Origin of the sequence: Brachybacterium vulturis (assembly GCF_002407185.1) — a bacterium.
Taxonomy (GTDB): Bacteria; Actinomycetota; Actinomycetes; order Actinomycetales; family Dermabacteraceae; genus Brachybacterium; species Brachybacterium vulturis.
On sequence record NZ_CP023563.1, the window covers coordinates 1,578,730 to 1,602,722 of the forward strand.

The 23,993-nt window shown below is 73.4% G+C and carries 20 protein-coding genes and 1 riboswitch; of the genes, 12 read left to right on the top strand and 8 right to left on the bottom strand.

Annotated elements, in window-relative coordinates:
* Positions 1–61 precede the first annotated feature (61 nt).
* Positions 62–1,282 (top strand): class I SAM-dependent methyltransferase, encoded by a 1,221-nt coding sequence (locus tag CFK38_RS07085; RefSeq protein ID WP_245851254.1) that lies wholly within the window; start codon positions 62–64, stop codon positions 1,280–1,282.
* A 41-nt stretch (positions 1,283–1,323) separates the two neighbouring features.
* Here CFK38_RS07085 and purQ read toward each other — a convergent pair whose 3' ends face one another.
* The 4 genes from purQ to CFK38_RS17565 all read right to left on the bottom strand — a co-directional run bounded on the left by purQ (position 1,324) and on the right by CFK38_RS17565 (position 4,447).
* The gene (gene purQ / locus CFK38_RS07090; protein ID WP_096802445.1) at positions 1,324–2,049 is read right to left on the bottom strand and encodes a phosphoribosylformylglycinamidine synthase subunit PurQ; all 726 of its coding nucleotides are present in this window, start codon (positions 2,047–2,049) and stop codon (positions 1,324–1,326) included.
* The gene (gene purS, locus CFK38_RS07095) at positions 2,049–2,321 is read right to left on the bottom strand and encodes a phosphoribosylformylglycinamidine synthase subunit PurS (protein ID WP_096802446.1); all 273 of its coding nucleotides are present in this window, start codon (positions 2,319–2,321) and stop codon (positions 2,049–2,051) included. Before purS ends, purQ begins: the two co-directional genes overlap by 1 nt.
* A gap of 187 nt (positions 2,322–2,508) precedes the next feature.
* Complete coding sequence (locus tag CFK38_RS07100; RefSeq protein WP_157773397.1) at positions 2,509–3,150, bottom strand: response regulator; 642 nt, start codon at positions 3,148–3,150, stop codon at positions 2,509–2,511.
* A complete protein-coding gene (locus tag CFK38_RS17565; protein ID WP_096802448.1) occupies positions 3,140–4,447 on the bottom strand; it encodes a sensor histidine kinase in 1,308 nt (435 codons plus the stop codon). Before CFK38_RS17565 ends, CFK38_RS07100 begins: the two co-directional genes overlap by 11 nt.
* A 315-nt stretch (positions 4,448–4,762) precedes the next feature.
* Between CFK38_RS17565 and CFK38_RS07110 the strand changes: the two genes are divergently transcribed.
* The 4 genes from CFK38_RS07110 (at position 4,763) to CFK38_RS07125 (ending at position 9,417) form a co-directional block, all read left to right on the top strand.
* Positions 4,763–5,488: an MBL fold metallo-hydrolase gene (locus CFK38_RS07110; RefSeq protein ID WP_096802449.1), complete on the top strand. Its 726-nt coding sequence runs from the start codon at positions 4,763–4,765 to the stop codon at positions 5,486–5,488.
* A 35-nt stretch (positions 5,489–5,523) separates the two neighbouring features.
* Complete coding sequence (locus CFK38_RS07115) at positions 5,524–6,126, top strand: protein-L-isoaspartate O-methyltransferase family protein (RefSeq protein ID WP_096802450.1); 603 nt, start codon at positions 5,524–5,526, stop codon at positions 6,124–6,126.
* Positions 6,127–6,194: 68 nt separating this feature from the next.
* Positions 6,195–6,303, top strand: a riboswitch (TPP riboswitch).
* Between the two features lie 38 nt (positions 6,304–6,341).
* Positions 6,342–7,046 carry an ECF transporter S component gene (locus CFK38_RS07120; RefSeq protein ID WP_245851255.1) on the top strand — a complete coding sequence of 235 codons (705 nt, stop codon included), beginning with the start codon at positions 6,342–6,344 and terminating at the stop codon, positions 7,044–7,046.
* A complete protein-coding gene (locus tag CFK38_RS07125) occupies positions 7,036–9,417 on the top strand; it encodes an ATP-binding cassette domain-containing protein (protein ID WP_096802451.1) in 2,382 nt (793 codons plus the stop codon). The genes CFK38_RS07120 and CFK38_RS07125 overlap by 11 nt, the downstream gene beginning before the upstream one ends.
* A gap of 47 nt (positions 9,418–9,464) precedes the next feature.
* Here CFK38_RS07125 and CFK38_RS07130 read toward each other — a convergent pair whose 3' ends face one another.
* Both CFK38_RS07130 and purD read right to left on the bottom strand, forming a co-directional pair.
* Positions 9,465–10,379: a phosphoribosylaminoimidazolesuccinocarboxamide synthase gene (locus CFK38_RS07130; RefSeq protein ID WP_096802452.1), complete on the bottom strand. Its 915-nt coding sequence runs from the start codon at positions 10,377–10,379 to the stop codon at positions 9,465–9,467.
* Positions 10,376–11,677, bottom strand: a complete 1,302-nt coding sequence (gene purD, locus CFK38_RS07135) for a phosphoribosylamine--glycine ligase (RefSeq protein WP_096804257.1) — start codon at positions 11,675–11,677, stop codon at positions 10,376–10,378. Before purD ends, CFK38_RS07130 begins: the two co-directional genes overlap by 4 nt.
* A 139-nt stretch (positions 11,678–11,816) precedes the next feature.
* Here purD and truA point away from each other — a divergent pair, with 139 nt between their 5' ends.
* From truA to CFK38_RS07160, 5 genes are all read left to right on the top strand, one after another.
* Positions 11,817–12,776, top strand: coding sequence for a tRNA pseudouridine(38-40) synthase TruA (gene truA, locus CFK38_RS07140; protein WP_096802453.1), 960 nt, complete (start codon positions 11,817–11,819; stop codon positions 12,774–12,776).
* A gap of 326 nt (positions 12,777–13,102) precedes the next feature.
* Positions 13,103–13,546 (top strand): 50S ribosomal protein L13, encoded by a 444-nt coding sequence (gene rplM / locus CFK38_RS07145; protein ID WP_096802454.1) that lies wholly within the window; start codon positions 13,103–13,105, stop codon positions 13,544–13,546.
* Between the two features lie 50 nt (positions 13,547–13,596).
* Positions 13,597–14,106, top strand: coding sequence for a 30S ribosomal protein S9 (gene rpsI, locus CFK38_RS07150; RefSeq protein WP_096802455.1), 510 nt, complete (start codon positions 13,597–13,599; stop codon positions 14,104–14,106).
* A 294-nt stretch (positions 14,107–14,400) separates the two neighbouring features.
* Complete coding sequence (locus tag CFK38_RS07155) at positions 14,401–15,681, top strand: CoA transferase (protein ID WP_096802456.1); 1,281 nt, start codon at positions 14,401–14,403, stop codon at positions 15,679–15,681.
* Between the two features lie 71 nt (positions 15,682–15,752).
* Complete coding sequence (locus tag CFK38_RS07160) at positions 15,753–15,965, top strand: hypothetical protein (protein WP_157773398.1); 213 nt, start codon at positions 15,753–15,755, stop codon at positions 15,963–15,965.
* Positions 15,966–16,032: 67 nt separating this feature from the next.
* Here the strand turns inward: CFK38_RS07160 and CFK38_RS07165 are convergent, their stop codons facing one another.
* Positions 16,033–19,365 (bottom strand): DEAD/DEAH box helicase, encoded by a 3,333-nt coding sequence (locus CFK38_RS07165; protein ID WP_096802458.1) that lies wholly within the window; start codon positions 19,363–19,365, stop codon positions 16,033–16,035.
* 166 nt (positions 19,366–19,531) lie between these two features.
* On the opposite strand from CFK38_RS07165, the gene glmM reads away from it, so the two are divergent.
* Positions 19,532–20,878, top strand: a complete 1,347-nt coding sequence (gene glmM / locus CFK38_RS07170; protein WP_096802459.1) for a phosphoglucosamine mutase — start codon at positions 19,532–19,534, stop codon at positions 20,876–20,878.
* Between the two features lie 36 nt (positions 20,879–20,914).
* Here glmM and coaA read toward each other — a convergent pair whose 3' ends face one another.
* Positions 20,915–21,871: a type I pantothenate kinase gene (coaA, locus tag CFK38_RS07175; protein WP_096802460.1), complete on the bottom strand. Its 957-nt coding sequence runs from the start codon at positions 21,869–21,871 to the stop codon at positions 20,915–20,917.
* Positions 21,872–22,119: 248 nt separating this feature from the next.
* Here coaA and glmS point away from each other — a divergent pair, with 248 nt between their 5' ends.
* The gene (gene glmS / locus CFK38_RS07180) at positions 22,120–23,988 is read left to right on the top strand and encodes a glutamine--fructose-6-phosphate transaminase (isomerizing) (protein ID WP_096802461.1); all 1,869 of its coding nucleotides are present in this window, start codon (positions 22,120–22,122) and stop codon (positions 23,986–23,988) included.
* The last annotated feature ends 5 nt before the right edge of the window (positions 23,989–23,993 follow it).

Below are 23,993 nucleotides of genomic sequence, written 5' to 3' on the forward strand. Positions count from 1 at the left end.
CCTCTGACCCCCACCCCGATCGTCGACGGACCCCCGCGACGCACCACCGACGAAGGACGATGTGACCCGCACCGACATGAACAGCGCAGAGATGAACCGCACCGATATGAGCAGCACCGATCCGCGAAGCGCCGACGAAGCCGGCACCGCGCCCGACCAGACGGAACGGGTGATCCTGCAGGCCGCCGGCGAGGAGACCGGCACCGGCCGTCCCCGCGACCTGATCGTCGTGGCCGACAGCACCGGAGCGCTGACCGCCGCCGCCCTCGACTCGCTCGCCGAGCAGCCGGAGGCCCGGGTCTGGTCCTGGAACGCCTCCCGCGCCGGGACCAGCGCGCTCGCGAAGCGCTTCGCCGACCCGGTGGCCGCTGGCCGGCTGGTGCTCGTGGCCGGGGCGGACCCGCTGCCGCTGGAGGAGTTCGCCGCCGAGGCCGACGCCCACCTCGTGCTCGCCCGCCTGCCCACGTCCCTCGCCGGGCTCGAGGACCTCGCGCGCCGCCTCGCCCGCCTCGCCGGCCAGGGCGGGCGCGAGGACCTCACCCTCGTCGCGGGCGGCCGCGTCAAGCACATGACCCGCTCCCAGAACGAGGTGCTGGCCGGCTCGTTCACCGAGGTCCGCGCCTCACGGGGAGTGGGCAAGTCCCGGGCGCTGATCGCCTCCGGGCCCCGTCCGGACGCGCCGGCGCCGGCGCCCGCCACCGGTGCCGCGACGGTGAGCGTGCACGGGCAGCAGCTCGACCTGGCGCTGCGAGGCAGCGGCGGGGTCTTCGGCGGTGCCCGGGCCGACGCCGGCAGTCTGCTGCTGCTGGACGCGCTGGATCGGGCACTCGTCGGGGGCGAGGTCGCCGCGGAGCACGCCGTGGACCTCGGCAGCGGCAACGGCCTGCTCACCGCCCACCTCGCCGCGGCCCTGCCCGAGGCGCAGGTGCTGGGCAGCGACGACGATGCGGAGGCGGTCGCCTCCACCCGCGCCACCCTCGAGGCGTCGGGGCTCTCCCGCGAGGGGGTCCGCGTGAGCTGGGACCAGTCCCTGTCGCAGGAGGCCGACGGCAGCGCCGATCTGGTGCTGCTGAACCCGCCCTTCCACGACGGCACCGTCGTGGACGCGACCCTCGTGCACGGTCTGCTGGACGCCGCGGCCCGCGTGCTGCGTCCGGGAGGGCAGCTGTGGTTCGTCCACAACTCCCACCTCCGCTACCGCCATGAGCTCGAGGCCCGCGTCGGTGCGGTGAGCCAGCGCGGCCGCGACCGCCGCTTCACCGTGCTCAGCGCGGTGCGCTGACCCGACCGTTCGCCGGCCGAGGGCGCGGGGTGCGCCGCGGGTCAGCTGACCAGGCTGCGCAGCACCGAGGTGAACATCCCCAGGCCGTCGGTGCCGGAACGGGTGCCCTCGCCGGGCTGGTCCGGGCCGAAACCGGCCTCGACCGCGTGCTCCGGATGCGGCATCAGGCCCACCACGTTGCCGGCGGCGTTGGTGATCCCGGCGATGTCATGGCGCGACCCGTTGGGGTTCGCCTCGAAACCGGCGGGGCCGTGCGTGGCGCCGGCGGCGTAGCGGAACACCACCCGGCCCTCGCCCTCGAGCTCGGCGAGCGTGCGCTCATCGGCGACGTACTGGCCGTCCTGGTTCTTCAGCGGGATGCGGATCACCTGACCCGCCTCGTACCCGGTGGTCCAGGCGGTGCGGTGGTTCTCCACCGTGAGGGGCTGGTCACGGCAGAGGAACGCACGATGGGCGTTCTTGATCATCGCGCCGGGCAGCAGGTGCGTCTCGCACAGGATCTGGAAGCCGTTGCAGATGCCGAGCACCGGCATCCCGCCCGTGGCGGCGTCGACCACCTTCTCCATCACCGGGGCGACACTGCTGATGGCGCCGGCGCGCAGGTAGTCGCCGTAGGAGAAGCCGCCGGGCAGCACCACGGCCTCGACGCCCTGCAGGTCGTCCTCGCCGTGCCACAGCGCGACCGGTTCTCCGCCGGCGATCCGCACGGCGCGCAGCGCGTCCCGGTCATCCAGCGTGCCCGGGAAGGTCACCACACCGATGCGCATCAGGCCCGTGCCTTCCCGTCGGCCGCGTCCTCGACGTCGATCGAGACGACGTCCTCGATGACGGGGTTGGACAGCAGGGTCTCCGCGGCCTCGCGCAGGGAGGCGAGCACCTGCTCGGTGACCTCGCCCTCGACCTCGAGCTCGAACCGCTTGCCCTGGCGCACCGAGGCGATGCCCTCGAAGCCCAGGCGGGGGAGCGCGGCGGCGACCGCCTTGCCCTGCGGGTCGAGGATCTCCGGCTTGGGCATGACGTGGACCACGACACGTGGCATGGGTGCTCTCCTGAGGGACGACGGCCGCGGGATGCGGTCCTGGCGGGTGAGGGCTGCGGGGCGGGCACGGCCGGCGCGCGGGGCGGCCGACGGGACGGGCCCGGCCCCCACATGGTACCGAGCCGGAGCCGAGCGGCGGCGGGCTGCCCATGGTGGGCTCCGCCTCCTGGCCGGGCGTGGTGGATGGTCAGAGCAGCCCGCGCTCGAGGGCCAGCGTCACCGCGCGGGTGCGGTCGGCGACGCCGAGCTTCTCGAACACCCGCAGCAGATGGGATTTCACGGTCGACTCGGCGATCGCGAGCTGCCGACCGATCTGTGCGTTCGAGCGGCCCGTGGCGACCAGGCGCAGCACCTCCAGCTCGCGGGCGGTGAGCGCCTCGGGCCGCGGAGCGCGCAGCGAGGACGCGATCGCGGCGGAGGCGACCGGGGCGAGGGTGGTGCACCCGGTGGAGGCGCTGGCCACCGCCTCGAGCAGCTGCGGTGCCGGGGTGTCCTTGAGCAGGTAGCCGGTCGCGCCCGCCTCGATCGCCCGCAGGATCAGCGCATCGGTGTCATAGGTGGTCAGCACCAGCACCGGGACCGGTTCCCGGGCGCTGCTGAGCCGACGGGTGGCCTCGACCCCGTCGGTCCCGGGCATCCGCAGATCCATCAGCACCACATCGGCTCGCCGCCCCTCGCGCAGCAGGTGCTCGACCGCCTCGACCGCCTCGTCACCGGTGCCGGCCTCCGCCACCACCTGGTGACCGGCGGTCTCCAGCACGGCCCGCACCCCGGAGCGGAACAGCGGATGGTCATCGGCCAGGACGACGCGCAGGGGGTCACCGGGCACGGGGCACCTCCGGGTGGCCGGGGACCGACGGCATCGCGGCGGCGCCGTCGCCCTGGTGGCCGGTCCCGCCACTCGGGCCGTCCTCCGGGGCGACCGGCAGCGAGGCCCGCAGCGTGGTCCCCCCGCCGCGGGAGGAGCGGAGGTGCAGAGCGCCGCCCTCCGCCTCGAGCCGGGACCGCATCCCCACCAGCCCGTACCCGGCGGTGGGCAGACCGGTATCGACACCGATGCCGTCGTCGGCGACCTCGAGCAGCGCCACGGCGTCCTCCCGGGTGAGGTGGATGCGCACGGTCGCGGCCTCGGCATGCCGCTCGATGTTGCGCAGGGCCTCCTGGAGGGTCCGCAGCAGCACCACCTCGGCACGGGTGGCGACCGGGGACCAGCCCGACGCGTCCACGCGGGTGCGCACGCCGGTGCGCTCCTCGAGGTCCGCGGCCAGCCGGTCCAGACCGGCCGCGAGATCCAGCGGCGGCTGGGTGCGGGCGATCAGCGCACGGGCCTGGGCCAGACCCTCGCGCGAGACCTCCTCGATCTGGGCCAGCAGCGCCGAGGGGACGGCGTCGGCGCGGCCTGCGGCGTCGGTCTGTCGGGCGGCCTGGGAGAGCATCGTGATCGAGGTGAAGGACTGGGCGAGGGTGTCGTGGATCTCGGCGGCGAAGCGGCTCGCCTCCTCGTCCGCCCCGCGCCGGTGCTCGAGAGCGAGCAGCTCGGTGCGGGTGTCCTCGAGGCGGGCCACGGTGGCGGCCAGCTGCTCGGCCAGCTCCCGGCGCTCGTGGGAGAGCAGCTCGGTCTGCCAGATCCAGGAGGCCATGAGGATGGAGAACAGGGCGCTGCCGAGGCCGACGGCGAGCACCACCGCCACGCCGGCCGGGCCGCGGTCCAGCCCGTCGGGCAGCAGCACCAGGGTCATCCCGGTCGCCAGCAGCAGGGTCGCCACCAGTCCCGTGCGATAGCTGGACAGCAGCACCCACATCAGCATGAAGGCCGCGAACAGGTGTATCCCCTGGTGCGAGAACGCCAGCAGGGCCAGGGCGATCGCGCCGAGCAGGATGCCGCTCACCGCGCCCGCGCCGAGCAGGCCGCGCAGCACCACCGCCCAGTGAGCGGCGGCGTAGACCACGAGCCAGAGCAGCACCAGCAGCGTCGGGACCGGGCCGGGCCCGGCCACCAGCCCCAGCAGCGTGGTCCCGGCGACCACCAGGTGCAGGGGCCAGTTCGTGGCCCAGCTCCGCGGGGAGACGTCGGGAACGTCGAGATTGCCGCCGGCGATGAAGGTGCGCGTCTCAGCCGGTCTCATGAGGGCTCCACGCCCCCCACAGTAGTGCCGCCGGAGCCTGGATCGGCAGGTCGGTGGCAGAGGGGCGGCGGCAGTGCGGTGCGGGTGCTGGTCATCCCCCGAGTCTGGTGATGGTGCGCCGGGACCGACACCGTCGAGCGGCCCTCCCGCCCTCCACCGATCGGTGGAGGGCGCGGGGCCCGGGGACGGCGGCACCGGGCCGTGACCCGCCGTCCGCCGGCTGCGGATCGCGCCTCCGGACCGCTCGGCCCTGGCACGGAGCCGTCCGCGGCGATATGTTCGAGGCACACCTGACCTCGCCCCCGGGAGGACCCGATGAAGATCCGCCACCTCGTCCACTCCTGCCTGCTCGTGGAGATCGCCGGGCGGCGCCTGCTGGTGGATCCCGGAGGCTTCAGCGCGGATGCCGTGCGCGGCCTGGACGCTGAGCTGCTGTCGGGCCTGGACGCGGTGCTGATCACGCACCAGCATCCCGACCACCTCGACCGGGCGCTGCTCGAGGAGGTGCTGGACCGGGCCGAGGGCGCCGAGGTGATCGCCGAGCCGGAGACGGCTGCGCTGCTCGCCGAGCCCGCAAGCGATGCCGCCGCGGTCCCCGCGCGGCGCCTGCTGGCCCTCGCCGCCGGTGACGTGCACGAGCTGCCCGCGGCCCCGGGGGAGCAGGCGGTGCGCCTCGAGGCCGTCGGCGGCCGGCACGCGATCATCCATCCGGACATCCCCCGGGTGGGGAACTCGGGCCTGGTGCTCTCCGCCGGGGACGGTCCCCGTCTCGGCATCACCGGTGATTCGCTCGAACCGGTCCCGCAGTTCCGCGGCATCGAGGTGCTCGCCTTCGCGGTGGTCGCTCCCTGGTCGAAGATCGGCGAGACCATCGACTTCCTGCGGGCCGTCGGCCCGGTGCTCGCACTGCCGGTGCACGAGGCGATCGCCTCCGACGTCGGCCGCCCGATCTTCCTGCGCCAGTCCACGTCCCTCGCCCCGGAGGGCACCGAGGTGCGCGACTGGCCGGCCGACGGGGTCATCGAGGTCGGCGCCGACTGAGCACGCCGGGCAGAGGACATCAGGAGGGGAGCGAGATGCAGGAGCTGTGGGGCAGGGCGAGGCCCGCCGACCGGGTCGCCCGGGCGATGCGGGCGGTGCCGCGGGCCCGTTTCCTCCCGGCCTCGCTCCGTCATCGGGCGGGGGAGGACGCCCCGCTGCCGATCGGCGAGGGGCAGACCAATTCGCAGCCCACCACCGTGGAGAACATGCTCCGCCTGCTCGATGTGCGCGAGGGGCACCGGGTGCTCGACCTGGGAGCCGGCTCCGGCTGGACCACCGCCCTGCTCGCCCATCTCGTCGGCCCCACCGGGACCGTGCTCGGGCTCGAACGCCAGGAGAGCCTGCTGGGCCCGGCCCGCGCCGCGCTCGCCGAGACCGTGCCCGAGGGCCGGGCGCGGATCCGCACCGCCCGGCGCGGCGTGCTCGGCGCCCCCGAGGACGCTCCCTTCGATCGCATCCTCGTCTCCGCCGGAGCCGAGCAGCTGCCGCCGGCGCTGCCCGCGCAGCTGGGCGAGGGCGGGATCCTGGTCATCCCCGTCGCGCAGCAGCTGCGACGGATCGCCCGCCGCGGGGACGCACTGGAGGAGACCGTCCACGGGGCCTACCTCTTCGTGCCCCTCATCGAGGACCGGCCGTGAGCCGAGCCGGGCACGGGAGGGTCCGCCGCCTGGACGCCGTGCACGGGAGGGGACGCTCCGGTTAGGGTGGCCCCGTGCACGGGAGTCCGGTAGGCCGGGCTGAGAGGGAGTTCTCGAACTCCGACCGTAGAACCTGATCCGGATCATGCCGGCGCAGGGAGCTCCGCCGAGCGAATGTCGCTGCGCGCCCGTGCCCGTCTGGAAAGGCACGGACCGTGATCCCAGCTTCTCGTGATGCCTCCGCACCCACCGCTGCTCCTGCCGTCGATCCCGGCGGCCCGCCGCCCGCTGCGAGCCCGGACCCCGATCCCACGGCCGCCCGCTCCCGACTCGGTCTGCGCGAGATCGTGCTGGTCGTCGTGCTCGGCGTGCTGTTCGGATTCCTGTACTGGGTGTTCGTGCAGGCCTGGAGCTGGCTGGCGATCGCGATGGGCCCCGCCGGCGACGTCGCCCAGCACCTGATCTTCGGCTCCTGGCTGCTGGTGGCGCCGATCGCGATCGCCATCGTCCGCCGACCCGGCGTGGGCATCCTCGCCGAGATGCTCGCCGGGACCATCGAAGTGGTGTTCCTGGGCAGCCCCGTCGGGCCGCTGCTGGTGCTCTCGGCCGCGCTGCAGGGGCTCGGCAGCGAGCTGCCCTTCGCCCTGACCCGCTACCGCCGCTTCGGCTGGGGCGTGTTCGCCGCCTCGGGCGCGCTCGGCGCGGGCCTGGTGTTCTTCTGGTCCGCGTACCGGCTGGGCTGGTACGGGCAGGACCTGCTCACGCTGCGGCTGGGCATGCAGGTGCTCTCCGGGATCGTCCTCGGCGGGCTGCTGGCCCGCGTGATCGTCCGTGCGCTGGAGCGCACCGGGGTGCTGGCGAACTTCGCGATCGGTGCGTCGGCGCAGGCCGACGGGATCCCGCAGCGCCGTGTCCGCTGAGCGGGGAACGGTCCGGGACGCGTCGCGCCCGGTCGAGGCCGCCGCGTCCGCCGCGTCCGCCGCGCCCGCCGAGCTCGTCGTCGAGGCGAGGGACCTCGAGGTGGTGCTGCCCTCGGGCGCCGGCGTCGGCCCTTGGACCGGGACCCTGCGGGCCGGGGAGCAGGTGCTGCTGCTGGGACCCAGCGGCTGCGGCAAGTCCACGCTGCTGCGTGCGCTCGCCGGTGCGATCCCCGCCCACCAGCGGGGCCGGGTCACCGGGACGCTGCGGGTGGGCGACATCGATCCGATCGCCGGCGGCGTCCTCGCCACCTCCGCGGCCGTCGGATTCCTCGGGCAGGATCCGGCCGACGGGGTCTGCCTGCCGCAGGTGGCCGACGACGTCGCGCTCCCGCTCGAGAGCCGCTGCCTCCCGCCTGCGCAGATCGGACAGCGCGTGCACCATGCTCTGGCCGAGGCCGGGATCGACGAGCTGAGCGAGCGCAGCGCCGCGACGCTGTCCGGCGGGCAGCTGCAACGGGCAGGGCTCGCCGCGGCCGTGGTGGGCCGGCCCCGCCTGCTGCTGCTGGACGAACCGACCGCGATGCTCGACGCCGACGGGGTGGCCGCGGTGCGCGAGGCCGTCACGGCCGCCGCCGGCGGCGAGGTCGCGGTGCTGCTGGTCGAGCACCGGCTCGACGACTGGGCGGGGGAGCGCGGGGTGGCGGGGCTGCCGCCGCGCACCATCGCGTTGGACGCCTCCGGACGGGTGCTCGCCGACGGGCCGACCGGGGACGTCCTCGCCCGTCACGGCGCCACCCTGCGTGAGGCCGGATGCTGGCTGCCGCGCGAGCTCGAGCAGCAGCTGGAGGGCGCGGCGGAGCCGGGTCCGGAGCGGGGGACGAGCCCCGCCCCGGGCCCGGCCCCGGGACCCGCGACGGAGCCGCTGCTGACCGTGCGGGGCGCGGATCTCGGCCCTCGGAGCCGTCCTGTCCTGACCGGGGTCGACCTCACCGTGCGCTCCGGGCAGCTGCTCGCCGTCGTCGGCCGCAACGGTGCCGGCAAGTCGACCCTGCTGGGGGCGCTGTCCCGGCTGGACCCGCCGCGTCGCGGTGAGGTGGAGGGGGCCGCGGCGGGCCTCGTGTTCCAGCGGCCCGAAGCCCAGTTCGTGGCCGACACCGTGGGTGGGGAGCTCGCGGCCTCCGGGGCGGAGACCGCACAGGTCGCGGCGATGCTCACCCGGCTCGGGCTCGACGAGCAGCGGGAGGCGAGCCCCTTCGCGCTCTCCGGCGGTCAGCAGCGTCGTCTCTCCCTCGGTGCGATGCTGCTCGCCGAGCGGCCGGTGCTGCTGGCGGACGAGCCCGGCTACGGCCTGGATCGGGCCGCCGCGGGCACCGTCCTCCAGCAGCTGCGGGAGGCGGCCGATGCCGGGCAGGGGGTGGTCATCGCCACCCATGACCTGCGCACCGTGGAAGCGGCCGATGCGGTGGCCGTGATCGCCGATGGCCGGCTGCACGGGCCGATGCCGCCCGCGGCCCTGCTGCAGGACGAGGCGCTGCTGCAGCGCGCCGGGCTCGTCGCGGGAGGGCCGGCTGCGGACGAGCCGCCGGCCGCGGCGGAGCCCCCGCCGGCCGCGGACCCTGCCGCGAGGACCCGCCCCCGGGGATGGCTCGCCCGGCGCAATCCCACCGTGCTGCTGGCCCTGCTGACCGGGCTGAGCATCGTGTGCATCGCGCTGACCGAGCCGGCCCCGCTGCTGGTGCTGTACGCCCTGCTCGGCGTCGGCGTGATGGTCGGCTGCCGCCGCGGACCGCTCGCCCTGCTGCGTGCCCAGCTGCCCTTCGTGGTGTTCGCGAGCGGGATCTTCCTGGTCAACGTGGTCAGCCGTCCCGGGCACGAACCCTGGCCCGAGCTGCCGATCCGGATCACCGAGGAGGGGATCGTGCTGGGCGCGGCGCTGGCGCTGCGGGCGCTGGTGATCGGGCTCGGCGCCCTCACCGTCCTGTGGGCCACCGAGCCGCGGACCACGATGGTGAGCCTGCAGCAGCATGCGCGCCTGCCCGCCCGGTTCGCCTACGCGCTGCTGGCCGGGCACCGGCTGCTGGAGGAGCTGCCGCGCCGGTGGGAGACGCTCACCCGCGCTCATCGGGTACGGCTGCCGCTGACCGCCGAGGGGACCGTGGCCCGGCTGCGGCCCCGTCACCTGCTGCGCTGCGCTTTCGGCCTGCTGGTCGATGCGGTGCGCAGCGCCGAGCGGATCGCCTTCGCGCTCGAGTCACGAGGCCTCGGCGAGGGGGAGCGGACCCTCTGGCGGCCGGTCCCGCTGGGTCGGGGGGATGCGCTGCTGGCGGGCGGGATCGCGGCGGTGGTCATCGCCGTACTGCTCCTGGTATGAGGGGGCCACCGGGCGGAACGGCATCGCCGCCCGCCCGGTGGCCCGGCTCAGAAGTCCTGGCCGGTGAGACGCTCGTACGCCTCGACGTAGCGCTGCCGGGTCTGGGCGACCACCTCGGCCGGCAGCGCGGGCGGTGCGTCGGTGGAGCCCTTGGACCAGCCGGAGGCCGGGGAGGTCAGCCAGTCCCGCACGAACTGCTTGTCCAGGCTGGGCGGGGTGCGACCCGGGGTGAAGGTCTCCGCGGACCAGAACCGGCTGGAGTCCGGGGTGAGCAGCTCGTCGCCGAGCATCAGGGTGCCGTCGATCCGGGAGTGGCCGAACTCGAGCTTGGTATCGGCGAGGATGATGCCCCGCTCATCGGCGATCCGCCGGGCCCGCTCGAACACCGCCAGGGTGAGGGACTCCAGCTGCTCGGTGAGACCCTCGCCCAGCAGCTCCCGGGCCTGGGCGACGGTGATGTTCTCGTCGTGCTCCCCGGGCGCGGCCTTCGTCGAGGGCGTGAAGATCGCAGGCTCCAGGCGGGAGGCCTCGGCCAGCCCGCTCGGCAGCACGTGACCGCCCACCGAGCCGCCGGCACGGTAGTCGGCCAGGCCCGAGCCGGTCAGGTGGCCGCGGGCGATGCACTCCAGCTCCACCATGTCCAGGCCGCGGCAGCGCACCGCGCGACCGGCCACGGCGCCGGGGACGTCGGTCCCGGAGAGCACATGATGGGGGACGATCTCCGCCAGCTGCTCGAACCAGAACAGGCTGATCCCGGTGAGCAGCCGGCCCTTGTCGGGGATGCCGGGCTGGAGGGAATGGTCATAGGCGCTGATGCGGTCGGTGGCGACCACCAGCACCTCCTCGGCGGCCGAGGGCTCCACGCCGGTGGGGACGTACAGCTCACGGACCTTGCCGGAGACGATGTGGTCCCAGCCCTCCAGCTGTGGGGCCTCGATCAGGGGCGTCGTGGTGGTGCTCATGCGGTCTCCTCCGACGCCCCGGGGGCGGTAAGCGCAGCAGCCGCGGCGCGGCGGGCGATATCGGTGCGGTGGTGGCTGCCCTCGAGGACGATCTCCTCGGTCGCCGCGAGCGCTCGCGCCCGGGCCTGTTCGAGGTCGGCGCCGGTGGCGACCACCGACAGCACCCGGCCGCCAGCGCTGACCAGGGCGTCGTCCGCGGCGGCGGTGCCGGCGTGGATGACGTGCGCGCCGCGGGCCTCGCAGGCCTCGATCCCGGTGATCGGGTCCCCGGAGCGGGTGGCGGCCGGGTAACCGGCCGAGGCGACGACCACGGCGACCGCGGCGTCCTCGCTCCAGCTCAGCTCCACGTCCTCGGTGAGCTCGCCGCGGGCGGCGGCCAGCAGCAGCGGGGCGAACGGCGAGGTGAGCCGCTCGAGCACCACCTGGGTCTCGGGGTCGCCGAAGCGGGCGTTGAACTCCACCACCCGCATCCCGCGCGAGGTGAGCGCGAGGCCGCAGTACAGGACGCCGGTGAAGGGGATGCCGCGGGCGGCGAGCTCCGCGATCGTCGGGCGGGCCACCGTCTCCAGCACCTCCTCGGTCAGGCCCGCCGGTGCCCAGGGGAGGGGGGAGTAGGCGCCCATCCCGCCGGTGTTGGGTCCCTCGTCCTCGTCCAGCGCGCGCTTGAAGTCCTGCGCGGGGGCCAGCGGGACCACGCGGGTGCCGTCGCTGACACAGAACAGGGAGACCTCGGGACCGTCGAGGTACTCCTCGAGCACCACCTGGCCGCCAGCGGTCAGCACCGCCTCGGCATGGACGATCGCGGCCGCACGGTCCTCGGTGACCACCACGCCCTTGCCGGCGGCGAGCCCGTCGGCCTTGACCACGAAGGGCACATCGCCCAGGGGGTTGACCCGGTCCAGTCCGGCCTCGAGCTGCTCGAGCCCGGTGACGGTGACCGAGGCGGCGGTGGGGACCCCGGCTGCGGCCATGATCTCCTTCGCCCAGGACTTGGAGCCCTCGAGCACCGCGGCCGCGGCCGACGGGCCGAACACCGTCAGACCGGCCTCCCGCAGACGGTCGGCGGCCCCCGCCACCAGCGGTGCTTCGGGGCCGATCACCACCAGATCGGGCTGCAGCTCGCGGGCCAGGCGCACCTGGGCATCGAGATCGCTGGTGGCGGTGTCGTGGCAGGTCGCGAGCTGCGCGATGCCGGGGTTGCCGGGCGCGGCGTGCAGCTCAGGGGCGGGATGGTCTGCGGCGAGACGCCGGATGATCGCGTGTTCGCGACCTCCGGAGCCGATGACGAGGATCTTCACGCGGCTCAGCGTACCCAGCAGACCTCCGGCGCCGAAGACCTGCCCGTACTGCGGAGACGGCGGAGCCGGAGGAGCGGCCTGCGGGCTCGCGTCGGCGCTCGAGGGGACGTTCCGCTCCCGCGCCGTTACGATCGCTCCCATGCCCGTCGACCTCCCGCACGTGTCCGCGCCCGCACCGGCTCCCGCTGCCCGCGACCGCGTCACCACCCGCGTGCGACTGGACCTCTCCTACGACGGCACCGACTTCCATGGCTGGGCCGCCCAGCCCGGACAGCGCACCGTCCAGGGCGAGCTGGAGAAGGCGCTGGGCAGGATCGCCCGGGTCCCCGCCCGAGTCACGGTCGCCGGCCGCACCGATACCGGGGTGCATGCCCGCGGACAGGTCTGCCACCTGGACCTGCCCGATGCCGTGCTCGCCACCCTTCCCGGACGCTCGGACCGCACCCCCGCCGAGGCGCTCGTGACCCGGCTCGCCGGGGTGCTGCCGGGGGACGTGGTGGTCCACGTGGCCCGCGAGGTCACGGAGGACTTCGACGCCCGCTTCGGTGCGCAGTGGCGCCGCTACCGGTATCGGATCTCCGACGGCCCCGCCGCCCACGATCCGCTGCGCCGGGACGTGCTGCGCCACCGTCGGCCCTTGAACGTCGCCGCGATGTCGAGGGCGTCCGCCGCGCTGGTGGGCGAGCACGACTTCCTCTCCTTCTGCAAGCCGCGGGTGGGTGCGACCACGATCCGTGAGCTGCGGGAGCTGCGCTGGGAGCGTCCCGGGGAGGGCCGGGCCGACGAGGGCCTGATCGTCGCGACCGTCGTCGCCGATGCGTTCTGCCACCACATGGTCCGCTCCCTGGTGGGGGCACTGATCGGGGTGGGGGAGGGCCGCCGGGACGAGGACTGGCCCGCGCAGGTGCTCGCCGCCCGCACCCGGGTCTCCCCGACCCGGGACGGCGCCGGCTCCGCACCGCTGTGCCCGCCGCAGGGCCTCACCCTGGACCATGTCGCCTACCCGCCGGACGAGGAGCTCGCCGCCTGGGCCGCGCGCACCCGCACCCTGCGCCAGCCGCTGTCGATGGACCAGCCGGAGTCCGCGGAGTCCGACTGAGCCCGGCCGGAGGCTGCAGGGGGGGGGGACCGGGCGCAGATCACACTGCGAACAGCCGCTTCGCGTTGACGCTCCACTCAGGGGCCCCGTAGGATGAGCGGTCGTTGTGCCTCGATGTGTGCCCGACTCCGCTGCCGTTCCTCACGGTCCGGCACGATGGGGGATCTCACCCACATCCAGGACCGTCGTCGCGTCGTGAGCGGAACGGTCCGGGTCCAACCATAGGGGCCATGCTTTTACCCGAAGGAAGCGTGCCCACGGTCCATCGAACCGTGCCTGGTCGGCGTCCCGCCGCCCGGGCACCACGACGAGAGAAGAAGGCACGAGTGCGTACGTTCACCCCGAAGCCCGGCGATGTCGAGCGTTCCTGGTACGTCATTGACGCAGACGATGTCGTCCTCGGCCGGCTCGCTTCCCAGGCTGCCCAGCTCCTGCGGGGAAAGCACAAGCCGGTCTTCGCACCCCATGTGGATGCAGGCGACTTCGTGATCATCATCAACGCTGACAAGGTCGCGCTGACCGGAAACAAGCGGGAGGCGAAGCTCGCCTACCGCCACTCCGGCTACCCCGGCGGCCTCCGCGGCACCCCCTACTCCGAGCTGCTCGAGAAGAACCCCGAGCGCGCCGTGGAGAAGGCCATTCGCGGCATGCTCCCCAAGAACAAGCTCGCTGATCAGCAGATCAAGAAGCTGAAGATCTACTCGGGCTCCGAGCACCCGCACGCCGCTCAGCAGCCCGTTCCGTTCACCATCGATCAGGTGGCGCAGTAAGCGGGTGCCCCGCCACTCCGCCCTGCCGCACGGAAGAACCAAGGAGAACCGTGACTGAGACCACCCCCGAAACCACCGAGGTCCTCGAGGACGTGACCGAAGAGTCGGCACCCTCGAACTTCACCACCGAGTCGACCGGCGAAGCCGCCGTCGGCGCCGGCCAGTCCGCGATCGCACCGGGCTACGGCACCGGTCGTCGCAAGCGCGCGATCGCTCGCGTGCGCCTGATCCCCGGCTCCGGCCAGTGGACCCTGAACGAGCGCAGCCTCGAGGACTTCTTCCCGAACAAGCTGCACCAGCAGGAGATCAACGATCCGTTCACGGCTCTCGACCTCCAGGGCCGCTTCGACGTGATCGTCCGTGTCCACGGCGGCGGCCCGTCCGGTCAGGCCGGGGCCGTGCGCCTCGGTGTGGCCCGCGCGCTGAACCAGATCGACGAGGAGACCAACCGCGCGACCCTCAAGAAGGCAGGCTTCCTGCGCCGCGATGATCGCATCATCGAGCGCAAGAAGGCCGGTCTGAAGAAGGCCCGCAAGGCGCCTCAGTACTCCAAGCGCTGATCGGCCGCGGGGCACTGCTCCGCACCGCTCACGCAGTACGCGCGATGCCCTCGACCTCCGGGTCGGGGGCATCGTCGTGTGCGGGGCAGAAGTTCCCGCGCCGCCTGCGCCGCCTGCGCCGGCTCGACCCGGCTGCGCCACGGCCGGGCGGCGGAAGGTCGAGTACTGGCGTCTGCGCGAGGAGTACGGCGATATCGGCATACAGGTCGCTGTGGCGACATCTCCCGACCGCCGGCACTGCCGTGGCCACGGTTCTGGGTTCGACGGAGCCGGTTCCGGCGCTAGTCTCGACGCATGTCCCTCTTGAGGAGTCGCTGGTGGGGTGGGCCGCTCGATGTCGAGCAGCTCGCCCGCATCGCGGTGCATCGCGTGCGTGACGCCGCCGCTGAGCTCGCCGCCGCCCGTGAGCTGGAGGTGAGCGTGGAGACCACGGACGCTCTGATCGCTGCATCGTTCGCCGCGATCGAGAATCTGCGCGTCGATGGACGCGCCCCGCAGCCGTGGGGTGAGTTCTCCGGGTTCGTCGCGGCGCGTGACGGCTGGGTGCGTCTGCACGGGAACTACCCCCACCACACCGCAGTGCTCCGCGAGGTGCTGGGCGTGGATGACCGGGAGGGGCTCGAGCGCGAGATCGGACGGCGCGACGCGGCGGAGGTCGAGGCACGGGTCTTCACCGCCGGCGGGATCGCCGTCGCCGTGCGCACCGAGGAACAGTGGCTCGCGCACCCGCACGCGGTGGCCGCGGCGGAGGAGCCCTGGTCGCGGGTCGAGGACCATGGTGGGCGATCGGCGCTGAGCGCTGTCGGCCGCGCAGGCGGGGACGCAGAAAGCGGTCCGCTGCCGCTGGTCGGTGTGCGCGTGCTGGATCTGACCCGGGTGATCGCGGGCCCCACCTGCACGCAGCTGCTCGCCTGCCTGGGCGCCGACGTGCTGCGCATCGATCCGCCCCACCGGCCTGAGATCCTCGACCAGCATCTCTCCACCGGGATGGGCAAGCGCTCAGTGGTGCTGGACCTGCGGCGACGTGAAGACGCGGACCGGGTGCGCGCCCTGGCCGGGCAGGCGGACGTGATCCTGGACGGCTACCGTCCCGGGGCTCTCGAACGACTCGGGTGCGGGATCACGGACCTCGAGCAGCTCGCTTCGCAGGCAGTGATCGTCTCGCTCTCCGCCTGGGGCGAGCACGGCCCGTGGGGGCGGCGTGCGGGCTTCGACTCGATCGTGCAGGCCGCCACGGGGATCGCGGTGCGCTGCGGCACCGAGGAGCGCCCCGGTGCGCTCCCGGTGCAGGCCCTCGATCACGCCACCGGCCACCTCCTGGCCGCGCACATCCTCGAAGCGCTCGCCCGCGGCCGTGCGGTCACGGTGCGGGCGAATCTGCTCGGGGCGGCGCGGACGCTGCTGGATCTGCCGGCGCGGACGGGGGAGCTCGCGGCGCTCGAGGTCCCGCGACGTCGTGTGGCCTCCGAGGCCGGGGTGCTCGAGGCCGTCCCGCCGCCGCTCACCCTGGACGGCCGCACCCTGGCGCAGGATGTCGGGCGGTACGGTGCGGGGCGCGCGGAGTGGCTAGCCTGAGGGGAGCTCAGAGCCGCTGGCGGCCGTGCAGGGCCAGAGAGCTGACGATCGCCGCGCAGGGCGGAGTGCCGGTGACGAACAGAATGGGAGACGGGGACCGGATCGTCGCTGCAGGCGGTGACTTCCTGGCGATCGGTGCCTGGGACGCGCTGGTCATGCTGGCCCTGCTCGTGGGTGCGATCGCGCTCGTCGCCGTCGGTGTGCGCCTGGCCCTGTGGTGGCGCGGTGGAACGACCGATCAGCCGCGTGCCGACCGCCCACCGCGGCACCCGGATCGCACCTGACCTGACGCGGCGGAACACCAAGACGGATCCCGCGTTCAGCCCGTAGCCCCAGCAGCCCGCTGCTCCGTCAGCTGAGCAGCTCCTTCAGGTCCTCCGCCGTCACTGCGGAGCGGAATGCCTCGCCGCCGTCGGTGAGGGCATCGAACAGCTCGGCCTTGCGGCGCTGCAGCGCGAGCACCTTCTCCTCGATGGTGTCCTCGGCGATCATCCGGTACACCATCACCTGGCGCTCCTGGCCGATGCGGTGGGCGCGGTCCACGGCCTGATTCTCTGCGGCCGGGTTCCACCACGGATCCAGCAGGAACACGTAGTCCGCCTCGGTGAGGGTGAGACCGAAGCCGCCCGCCTTCAGCGAGATCAGGAACACCGGGGCATCGCCCTCGCGGAAGCCGGTCACCGCCGCGTCGCGGTCCCGGGTGGAGCCGTCCAGATGCGCATAGCGCACCTCGCGCCTCTCCAGCTCGGCCGCGACCCGGTCCAGGTAGGAGGTGAACTGGCTGAACAGCAGCACCCGGTGCCCGTCCCCGATCACCTCCTCGAGCCGGTCGAACAGCGCCTCCAGCTTCGAGCTGGGCACGTCGGCGTACTCCTCGGCGTCCACCAGCGACGGGTCCAGCGCCAGCATCCGCAGCAGGGTCAGGGAGCGGAACACGATGAAGCGGCTGCGGTCCAGATCGGTGTCGATCAGGCCCAGCACCTTCTTCCGCTCCCGCTGCAGCACCGAGTCGTAGACCGCGCGATGCTCCGGCGAGAGGGTCACCGTGAGCACCTGCTCGCGCTTCTCGGGCAGCTCGGCGGCGACCAGCTCCTTGGTGCGGCGCAGCAGGAAGGGCCGCACCCGGCGCCGCAGCAGCTCCATCCGCCCGGGATGATCACCGGTCTCGATCGGCAGGGTGAACCGCTTGCGGAACCCGATCGCCGTGCCCAGCAGGCCCGGGGCGACCAGATCGAAGATCGCCCACAGGTCATCCAGCGAGTTCTCCATCGGGGTGCCGGTGATCGCCAGGCGGAAGCCCGCCCGCACACCCTTGGCCGCCCGGTGGGTGCGGGAGCGGCGGTTCTTCACGAACTGCGCCTCGTCGAGCACGAAGCCCTGGAAGGGCGTGCCGGCGAAGTCCTCCTCGTCGATCCGCAGCACCGAGTAGCTGGTGACCACCACGTCCGCGCCGACCATCGCCGCGGTCAGATCCGTGCCGCGGGAGGCGGCGGTGCGGTCCAGCACGCGCGCCTCCAGGCCCGGGGTGAAGCGCTCGGCCTCGCGCCGCCACACCGGCAGCACCGAGGCCGGCGCCACCACCAGGAACGGCGGGTCCTGGGGGGCCTGCTCGCGGGCGCGGGCGATCAGGGCGAGGGTCTGGACGGTCTTGCCCAGGCCCATGTCGTCGGCCAGCACCCCGCCGAGCCCGTGGGCGAACAGGAACGCGAGCCAGGTGAAGCCCTCGAGCTGGTAGGGCCGCAGCTCCGCGTGCAGGGAGCTGGGCAGCGGAGGAGCGGGGGTCTGCTCGAGCGAGCGCAGGGACAGCGCGGTGCGGCTCCACTCGCTGCTCGCCACGGTCTCGTCGGCCGCTTCCTGGAGGTCGTCCCACATGTCCACCTGGAAGCGGGAGATCTGCTGCTGCTCGGGCTCCCACTCCGCGAGCGCCTCGCCCTCGCGGATCAGCTCGCGCAGCGCGTCGAAGGCGGGATGATCCAGCGAGAAGTAGGTGCGGTCCGGCATCAGCAGCGTCGAGCGCCCCCGGGCGAGTGCCACGAACAGGCTCGGGAACGGGATCTGCCGGCCCTCGATGGTGATCTCGAACCCGAGGTCGAACCAGTCGTTCTTCCCGGGCGAGGCCTGCTGGGTGATCCGCACGCGCGGATCGCCGTCCAGCTCCCGGTAGGCGTGGCGGGTGCCGGTCACCTCCACCTCGACGTGATCCAGGGCGGCGAGGTCATCGAGCACGTGCTCGGTGAAGCGGGCGGTGTCGGTGCCGCTGAGCAGCTCGGGGGTGTCGGTGGGGGACAGCGGCCACAGAGTCATCGCCTCGGCGATCACGGCCTCCTCATGGGCGAGGTCGCGGTGGGCGCCGTGGCGCTGATCCATCGGCAGCTGCCGGTCCGGCTCGTGGTAGCGCCAGGACCAGCGCAGTGAGAGGCGGTCCCCGGAGGCGTAGCCGGCGCTCAGGTGCAGGGTGGGCCGGCGCGCCGCGGGCAGCTCGACGCTGCCGTCCTCGCTGGTGATCGCGGTCAGGGCGCGCAGCTGCGGGTAGGCGACCTCGAGGAAGGTCTCGCGGTCCGCGGGCGGCACCACCAGCGGCTGCCGACGGTGCAGCAGGGTGCGCAGCGCCCGCGGCACGGCGGCGCCGAGCGGGGCGAGGCGGGCCAGGAGCTGCTCCTCGGCGAGCTCCTCGACGTCGAGCACACCGGAAGCGCCCAGCAGCCGTCCCTGCTCCACCGGCCGGCCGCCGATGCTGATGCGCGGGGTGACCTGCAGCTCCTGGGAGGGGCCGCGGGTCTGCAGGTCCAGGCCCACCTCACCGCCGCCCACCAGCTCGATCGCGGCGAGACCGGCGCCGGGCAGGAACTCCACCCCGGCGGCGCGGGCGTGCTCGAGGGACTGCCACAGCAGCGGCGAGGTGATGGAGTTCAGCCAGAGGTGCTCGATCGCGCCGCTGGAGTAGGAGCGCTCGACGGACGCCGCCGCGAAGAGGCGGGTCAGGGCCTCGCCGTGGGCCGGATCGTAGTCTCGCCCGGCCAGGCGGAACTCGAAGCTGCGCCAGGACAGGTCCCCCTTGATCCAGGTGCCCTTGCGTCCCCGGGTCAGCGGCCGCATCCCCAGCCACAGCTCCGCCCCGGAGTGCAGGTGCTCGGCGGTCGCGGTCTCCCGGTGGTGGCGGGAGGTGCCGGTCCCGGAGGTGCCCGCCTCGAGATCGAAGCGCAGCGCGAGCGGGCGCGGGAGGGTTGCGGCCGATGACCCCGCGCTGCCGGTGGCACCGGTGGTGACCGTCGAGTTCAGCAGCGGCCGCAGCACGCTGCGCCATTCGGCGGGCGGGCTCTCGTGCATGGCCTGGGTGCCGAGGTCGTTGACCCGGTACAGGGTCGCCGCGACGTGCACGCACGACTCTCCGACGAGGCAGTCGCAGCCCGAGCGGCGCGGGCGCCACAGCCCGCCGGGACCCGGGGCGTGGAAGCGGCGGGAGACGGAGTCGTCCTCGTACTCGGCCAGCTCCACCTCGGCGCGGTGGACGGCGCCGTCCTCGTCGGCGACCGCCGCCGACACGACCGTCGTGGCCGGATCCCAGGTGATGTCGCTGACCCGGCCCGCCCTTGCGGCACCGAGGCCGCGGCTCGCTGTGCGATCGCCCACGTGATGGCTGATCGCGGAGGGCAGCAGTCGGGGGAGCAGGACGGGATCGGGCATCCCTCCAAAGTAGCCCCCGGCTCCCCGTCGTGACGAGGAACGGGAGCGGCGGGCAGGCCCTCAGCGGGTAGTCTCACAGCGGACACCGGCGCGGATGCCGCGCGGCGCTGCCGTGCGGCAGCACTCCCGTCGGCCCCCGGATACCCATCCTCGTGAGGAGAACCCTGTGGCACGACTCTTCGGCACCGACGGAGTGCGCGGACGCGCGAACGGCGACATCACCGCGGAGCTCGCGGTCGAGCTGAGCGTGGGCGCGGCCCATGTGCTCGGCACGCTGGGCGCCTTCGGCGGCGCCCGGCCCCGCGCGATCGTCGCCCGCGACACCCGCCCCTCCGGCGATTTCCTCTCCGCCGCGGTGTGCGCGGGGCTCGCCGCCGCCGGGATCGACGTGCTCGATGCCGAGGTGCTGCCCACCCCGGGCCTGGCCTACCTGGTGCAGTCCACCGGCGCGGATCTGGGCGTGATGATCTCCGCCTCCCACAATCCCGCCCCGGACAACGGCATCAAGTTCTTCGCCCGCGGCGGCACCAAGCTGCCCGACGAGGTCGAGGACGCGATCGAGGCCCGCCTCGGTGAGCAGTGGGACCGCCCCCAGGGCACCGACGTGGGCACCATCAGCCGCTTTCAGGGCGCGGTCGAGGCCTACGTCGAGCATCTGGTCGCCACCGTGGACCGCTCGCTGGAGGGGCTCACCGTGGTCGCGGACTGCGCCAACGGCGCCTCCTACCTCACCGGGCCCGAGGCGCTGCGCCGCGCCGGTGCGAGAGTGCATGTGATCGGGGACCTCAGCGACGGCGGCCTGATCAACGACGGTGTGGGATCCACCCACCTGGGCCCGCTGCAGGCCGCCGTGCGCGAGCACGGCGCGGACATCGGCGTGGCCTTCGACGGCGACGCCGACCGCTGCCTTGCCGTCGACGCCGACGGCGAGATCATCGACGGCGACCAGATCATGGCGATCCTCGCCCTGGACCTCAAGGAGCGCGGGAAGCTCCACGACGACACCCTGGTGGTGACCGTCATGAGCAACCTCGGCCTGAAGCTCGCCATGAAGCAGCACGGGATCATCCTGGCGCAGACCGGCGTGGGCGACCGCTACGTGCTCGAGGAGATGAACCTCGGCGGCTACTCCATCGGCGGTGAGCAGTCCGGCCACGTGATCATCGCCGAGCACGCCACGACTGGTGACGGCGAGCTCACCGCCCTGCACCTGCTGCAGCGGATGGCCGAGACCGGTCGCACCGCCCGGGAGCTGAAGGGCGTCATGACCCGCCTCCCGCAGGCGCTGCTCAACGTCAAGGACATCGACAAGGCCAAGGCCACCATCGACCGCGGGGTCGCCGATGCGATCGCCGCCGCCGAGGCCGAGCTGGGGGAGACCGGCCGCGTGCTGCTGCGCCCCTCCGGCACCGAACCGGTGGTGCGCGTGATGGTCGAGGCGCCCACGGACGAGCAGGCGTCCGAGCTGGCCGAGCGCCTCGCCGTCATCGTCCGGGAGCGCGTGGGGCTCTGAGCCCGTCCGGCCCGGCCTGAACAGGCCGGGTCCGGTTCACACCTTCCGCAGCAGCACCGAGTGCACTCGGTGCCGGCCGTCCTTGCGCAGCACCAGGTCGGCGCGGCCGCGGGTGGGCACCACGTTCTCGGTGAGGTTCGGGCCGTTGATCGAGCGCCAGATCCCCAGCGCCGTCTCCTTGGCCTCCTCGTCGGTGAGGTCCGCGTAGCGGCGGAAGTAGGAGCGCGGGTTCGAGAACGCCGTCTGCCGCAGCTGCAGGAAGCGGTCCACGTACCAGCGCTGGACGTCCTCGAGGCGCGCATCGACGTAGACGGAGAAGTCGAAGAAGTCCGAGACCGCCATCCCCAGACGGCCGTCGCGGCGGGGCCGGGCCGGCTGCAGCACGTTCAGCCCCTCCACGATCAGCACGTCGGGCTGCTCGACCACCACCCGCTCGTCCTCGAGGATGTCGTAGGTCAGGTGTGAGTAGACGGGCGCCTCGACGCGCTCCTGCCCGGCCTTCACATCTGCCACGAAGCGCAGCAGGCGGCGCCGGTCGTAGCTCTCGGGGAAGCCCTTGCGCTGCATGATCCCACGGGATTCGAGCACCGCATTGGGGTAGAGGAAGCCGTCGGTGGTCACCAGCTGCACCCGCGGGGTGTCGGGCCAACGGGCCATCAGCTCGCGCAGCAGGCGGGCGGTGGTGGACTTGCCGACCGCCACCGAGCCGGCCACCCCGATGAGGTACGGGGTGCGGTGCTGGTGCTGGTCCAGGAAGCTCTCCCGGTCCCGGCGCAGCGCCTGTGCGGCGGCGACCTGGATGTTCAGCAGGCGCGAGATCGGCCGGTACACGGCATCGACCTCGCTGAGGTCCACCCGGTCGCCGAGCCCGCGCAGCCGGGTCACGTCCTCCTCGGACAGCGGCAGCGGGGTCTGCAGCGACAGACGCGCCCAGTCCTCCCGGGAGATCTCCTCGAACGGGGTGACGGTGCTCGACGTCGACGCGGCCTTCATGAGGCTGATTGTCCCAGCATCCGGCGCCGCACCGTGCACGCGCTCAGCAGATGCGACCGGGTCCCCACGTCGACGGCTGCTCCCGGCCCCGTCCGGTCAGCCTCGCGCAGGGCCGGATGCTCACTTCTGATCGCTCCGGGGCCTGGGCGGCCAGGGGTGCGCGTCGCACCGTCCGGAGGTGAGGAAGGCCTCGCGCTGATCCGGCGCGAGCGTCTCTCCGAGCCGCGGCGATCGTTAGCGTGAGCCTCATGTGTGGAATCGTCGGATATGCAGGCCCCCGGGCCGAGAGCCCCTCCTCCCGTCCCGTGGACGTCGCCCTCCAGGGCCTCGCCCGCCTCGAGTACCGCGGCTACGACTCCGCGGGCGTCGCCGTGATCGATGGCGACGACGTGCGCGTGACCAAGCGCGCCGGCAAGCTCGCCAACCTGCGCGAGGCGCTCGAGGGCGCCTCCGGGACCAGCGGCCAGGTCTCCATCGCCCATACCCGCTGGGCCACCCACGGCGGCCCCACCGACGTCAACGCCCACCCCCACCTCGGCGGGCGCGAGGGCGAGCTCGCCGTCGTGCACAACGGCATCATCGAGAACTTCGCGAGCCTGCGCACCGAGCTCGAGCAGGACGGGTTCTCCTTCACCTCCGAGACCGATTCCGAAGCCGCCGCCCATCTGGTGGCCCGCGAGATGGAGCAGACCGGGGACCTCACCGAGGCGATGCGCCGCGCCGCCGCCTCCCTCGAGGGCGCCTTCACCCTGCTGGCCGTGCACAAGGGCGCCCCGGACACCGTCGTCGCCGCCCGCCGCAACTCCCCGCTGGTGGTGGGCCTCGGCGAGGGCGAGAACTTCCTCGGCTCCGATGTCGCCGCCTTCGTGGACTCCACCAAGGAGGCCCTCGAGATCGGCCAGGACCAGGTGGTCACCGTCACCGCGAACTCGGTCGCGATCATCGACTTCGACGGCGCCGAGGTCACCGATGCGAAGCGCTATACCATCGAGTGGGACGCCGTGGCGGCCCAGAAGGGCGGCTTCGACTCCTTCATGGCCAAGGAGATCCACGAACAGGCCCGCGCCGTCGCCGACACCCTGCGCGGCCGCCTCGAGGACGGGGCCCTGCGACTGGACGAGATGGACATCGACCCCTCGGTGCTGCGCAGCATCGACAAGATCGTCGTGGTCGCCTGCGGCACCGCCGCCAACGCCGGGGCGGTCGCGAAGTACGCGATCGAGCACTGGTGCCGCATCCCCACCGAGGTCGAGCTCGCCCACGAGTTCCGCTACCGCGACCCGGTGGTCACCGAGAAGACCCTGGTCGTCGCGATCTCGCAGTCCGGCGAGACCATGGACACCCTGATGGCCGTGCGTCACGCCCGCGAGCAGGGCGCGAAGGTCATCGCGCTGTGCAACACCCGCGGCTCCACCATCCCGCGCGAGGCCGATGCGGCGCTGTACCTGCACGTGGGCCCCGAGATCGCGGTCGCCTCCACCAAGGCCTACCTGGGCCAGATCGCCGCCTGCTACCTGCTGGGCCTGTTCCTCGCCCAGGTGCGCGGCAACCTCTACCCCGACGAGATCGCCGCGCTGATGGCCGACCTCGAGCAGATCCCGGACCAGATCCAGCAGGTCCTCGACAGCTCCGCGCAGGTCGAGCAGCTCGCCCGCGACATGCAGGACGCCACCAGCGTGCTGTTCCTGGGCCGCCACGTGGGCTACCCGACGGCGATGGAGGGCGCCCTCAAGCTCAAGGAGATCGCCTACATCCACGCCGAGGGCTTCGCCGCCGGCGAGCTCAAGCACGGACCGATCGCCCTGGTCGAGGAGGGGCAGCCGGTGTTCGTCATCGTCCCCTCCCCGAACGGCCGCCACTCCCTGCACTCCAAGGTCGTCTCCAACATCCAGGAGGTGCGCGCCCGCGGCGCCCGCACCCTGGTGATCGCCGAGGAGGGGGACGATGCGGTGCTGCCCTTCGCCGATGAGGTGATCCGGGTGCCCGCCACCCGCACACTGTTCGCCGCACTGCTGACCGTGATCCCGCTGCAGATCTTCTCCTGCGAGCTCGCCACCGCGAAGGGTCTGGACGTGGACCAGCCCCGCAATCTCGCCAAGTCCGTCACCGTCGAGTGACCTCG

Bases quoted from the DNA above. Each gene is read 5' to 3' on its own strand.
- purS (WP_096802446.1), bottom strand. From the start codon at position 2,321: ATGCCACGTGTCGTGGTCCACGTCATGCCCAAGCCGGAGATCCTCGAC.
- CFK38_RS07155 (WP_096802456.1), top strand. From the start codon at position 14,401: ATGTCCCTCTTGAGGAGTCGCTGGTGGGGTGGGCCGCTCGATGTCGAG.
- purQ (WP_096802445.1), bottom strand. From the start codon at position 2,049: ATGCGCATCGGTGTGGTGACCTTCCCGGGCACGCTGGATGACCGGGAC.
- CFK38_RS17565 (WP_096802448.1), bottom strand. From the start codon at position 4,447: ATGAGACCGGCTGAGACGCGCACCTTCATCGCCGGCGGCAATCTCGAC.
- CFK38_RS07110 (WP_096802449.1), top strand. From the start codon at position 4,763: ATGAAGATCCGCCACCTCGTCCACTCCTGCCTGCTCGTGGAGATCGCC.
- CFK38_RS07130 (WP_096802452.1), bottom strand. From the start codon at position 10,379: ATGAGCACCACCACGACGCCCCTGATCGAGGCCCCACAGCTGGAGGGC.
- truA (WP_096802453.1), top strand. From the start codon at position 11,817: ATGCCCGTCGACCTCCCGCACGTGTCCGCGCCCGCACCGGCTCCCGCT.
- glmS (WP_096802461.1), top strand. From the start codon at position 22,120: ATGTGTGGAATCGTCGGATATGCAGGCCCCCGGGCCGAGAGCCCCTCC.
- CFK38_RS07115 (WP_096802450.1), top strand. From the start codon at position 5,524: ATGCAGGAGCTGTGGGGCAGGGCGAGGCCCGCCGACCGGGTCGCCCGG.
- coaA (WP_096802460.1), bottom strand. From the start codon at position 21,871: ATGAAGGCCGCGTCGACGTCGAGCACCGTCACCCCGTTCGAGGAGATC.
- CFK38_RS07165 (WP_096802458.1), bottom strand. From the start codon at position 19,365: ATGCCCGATCCCGTCCTGCTCCCCCGACTGCTGCCCTCCGCGATCAGC.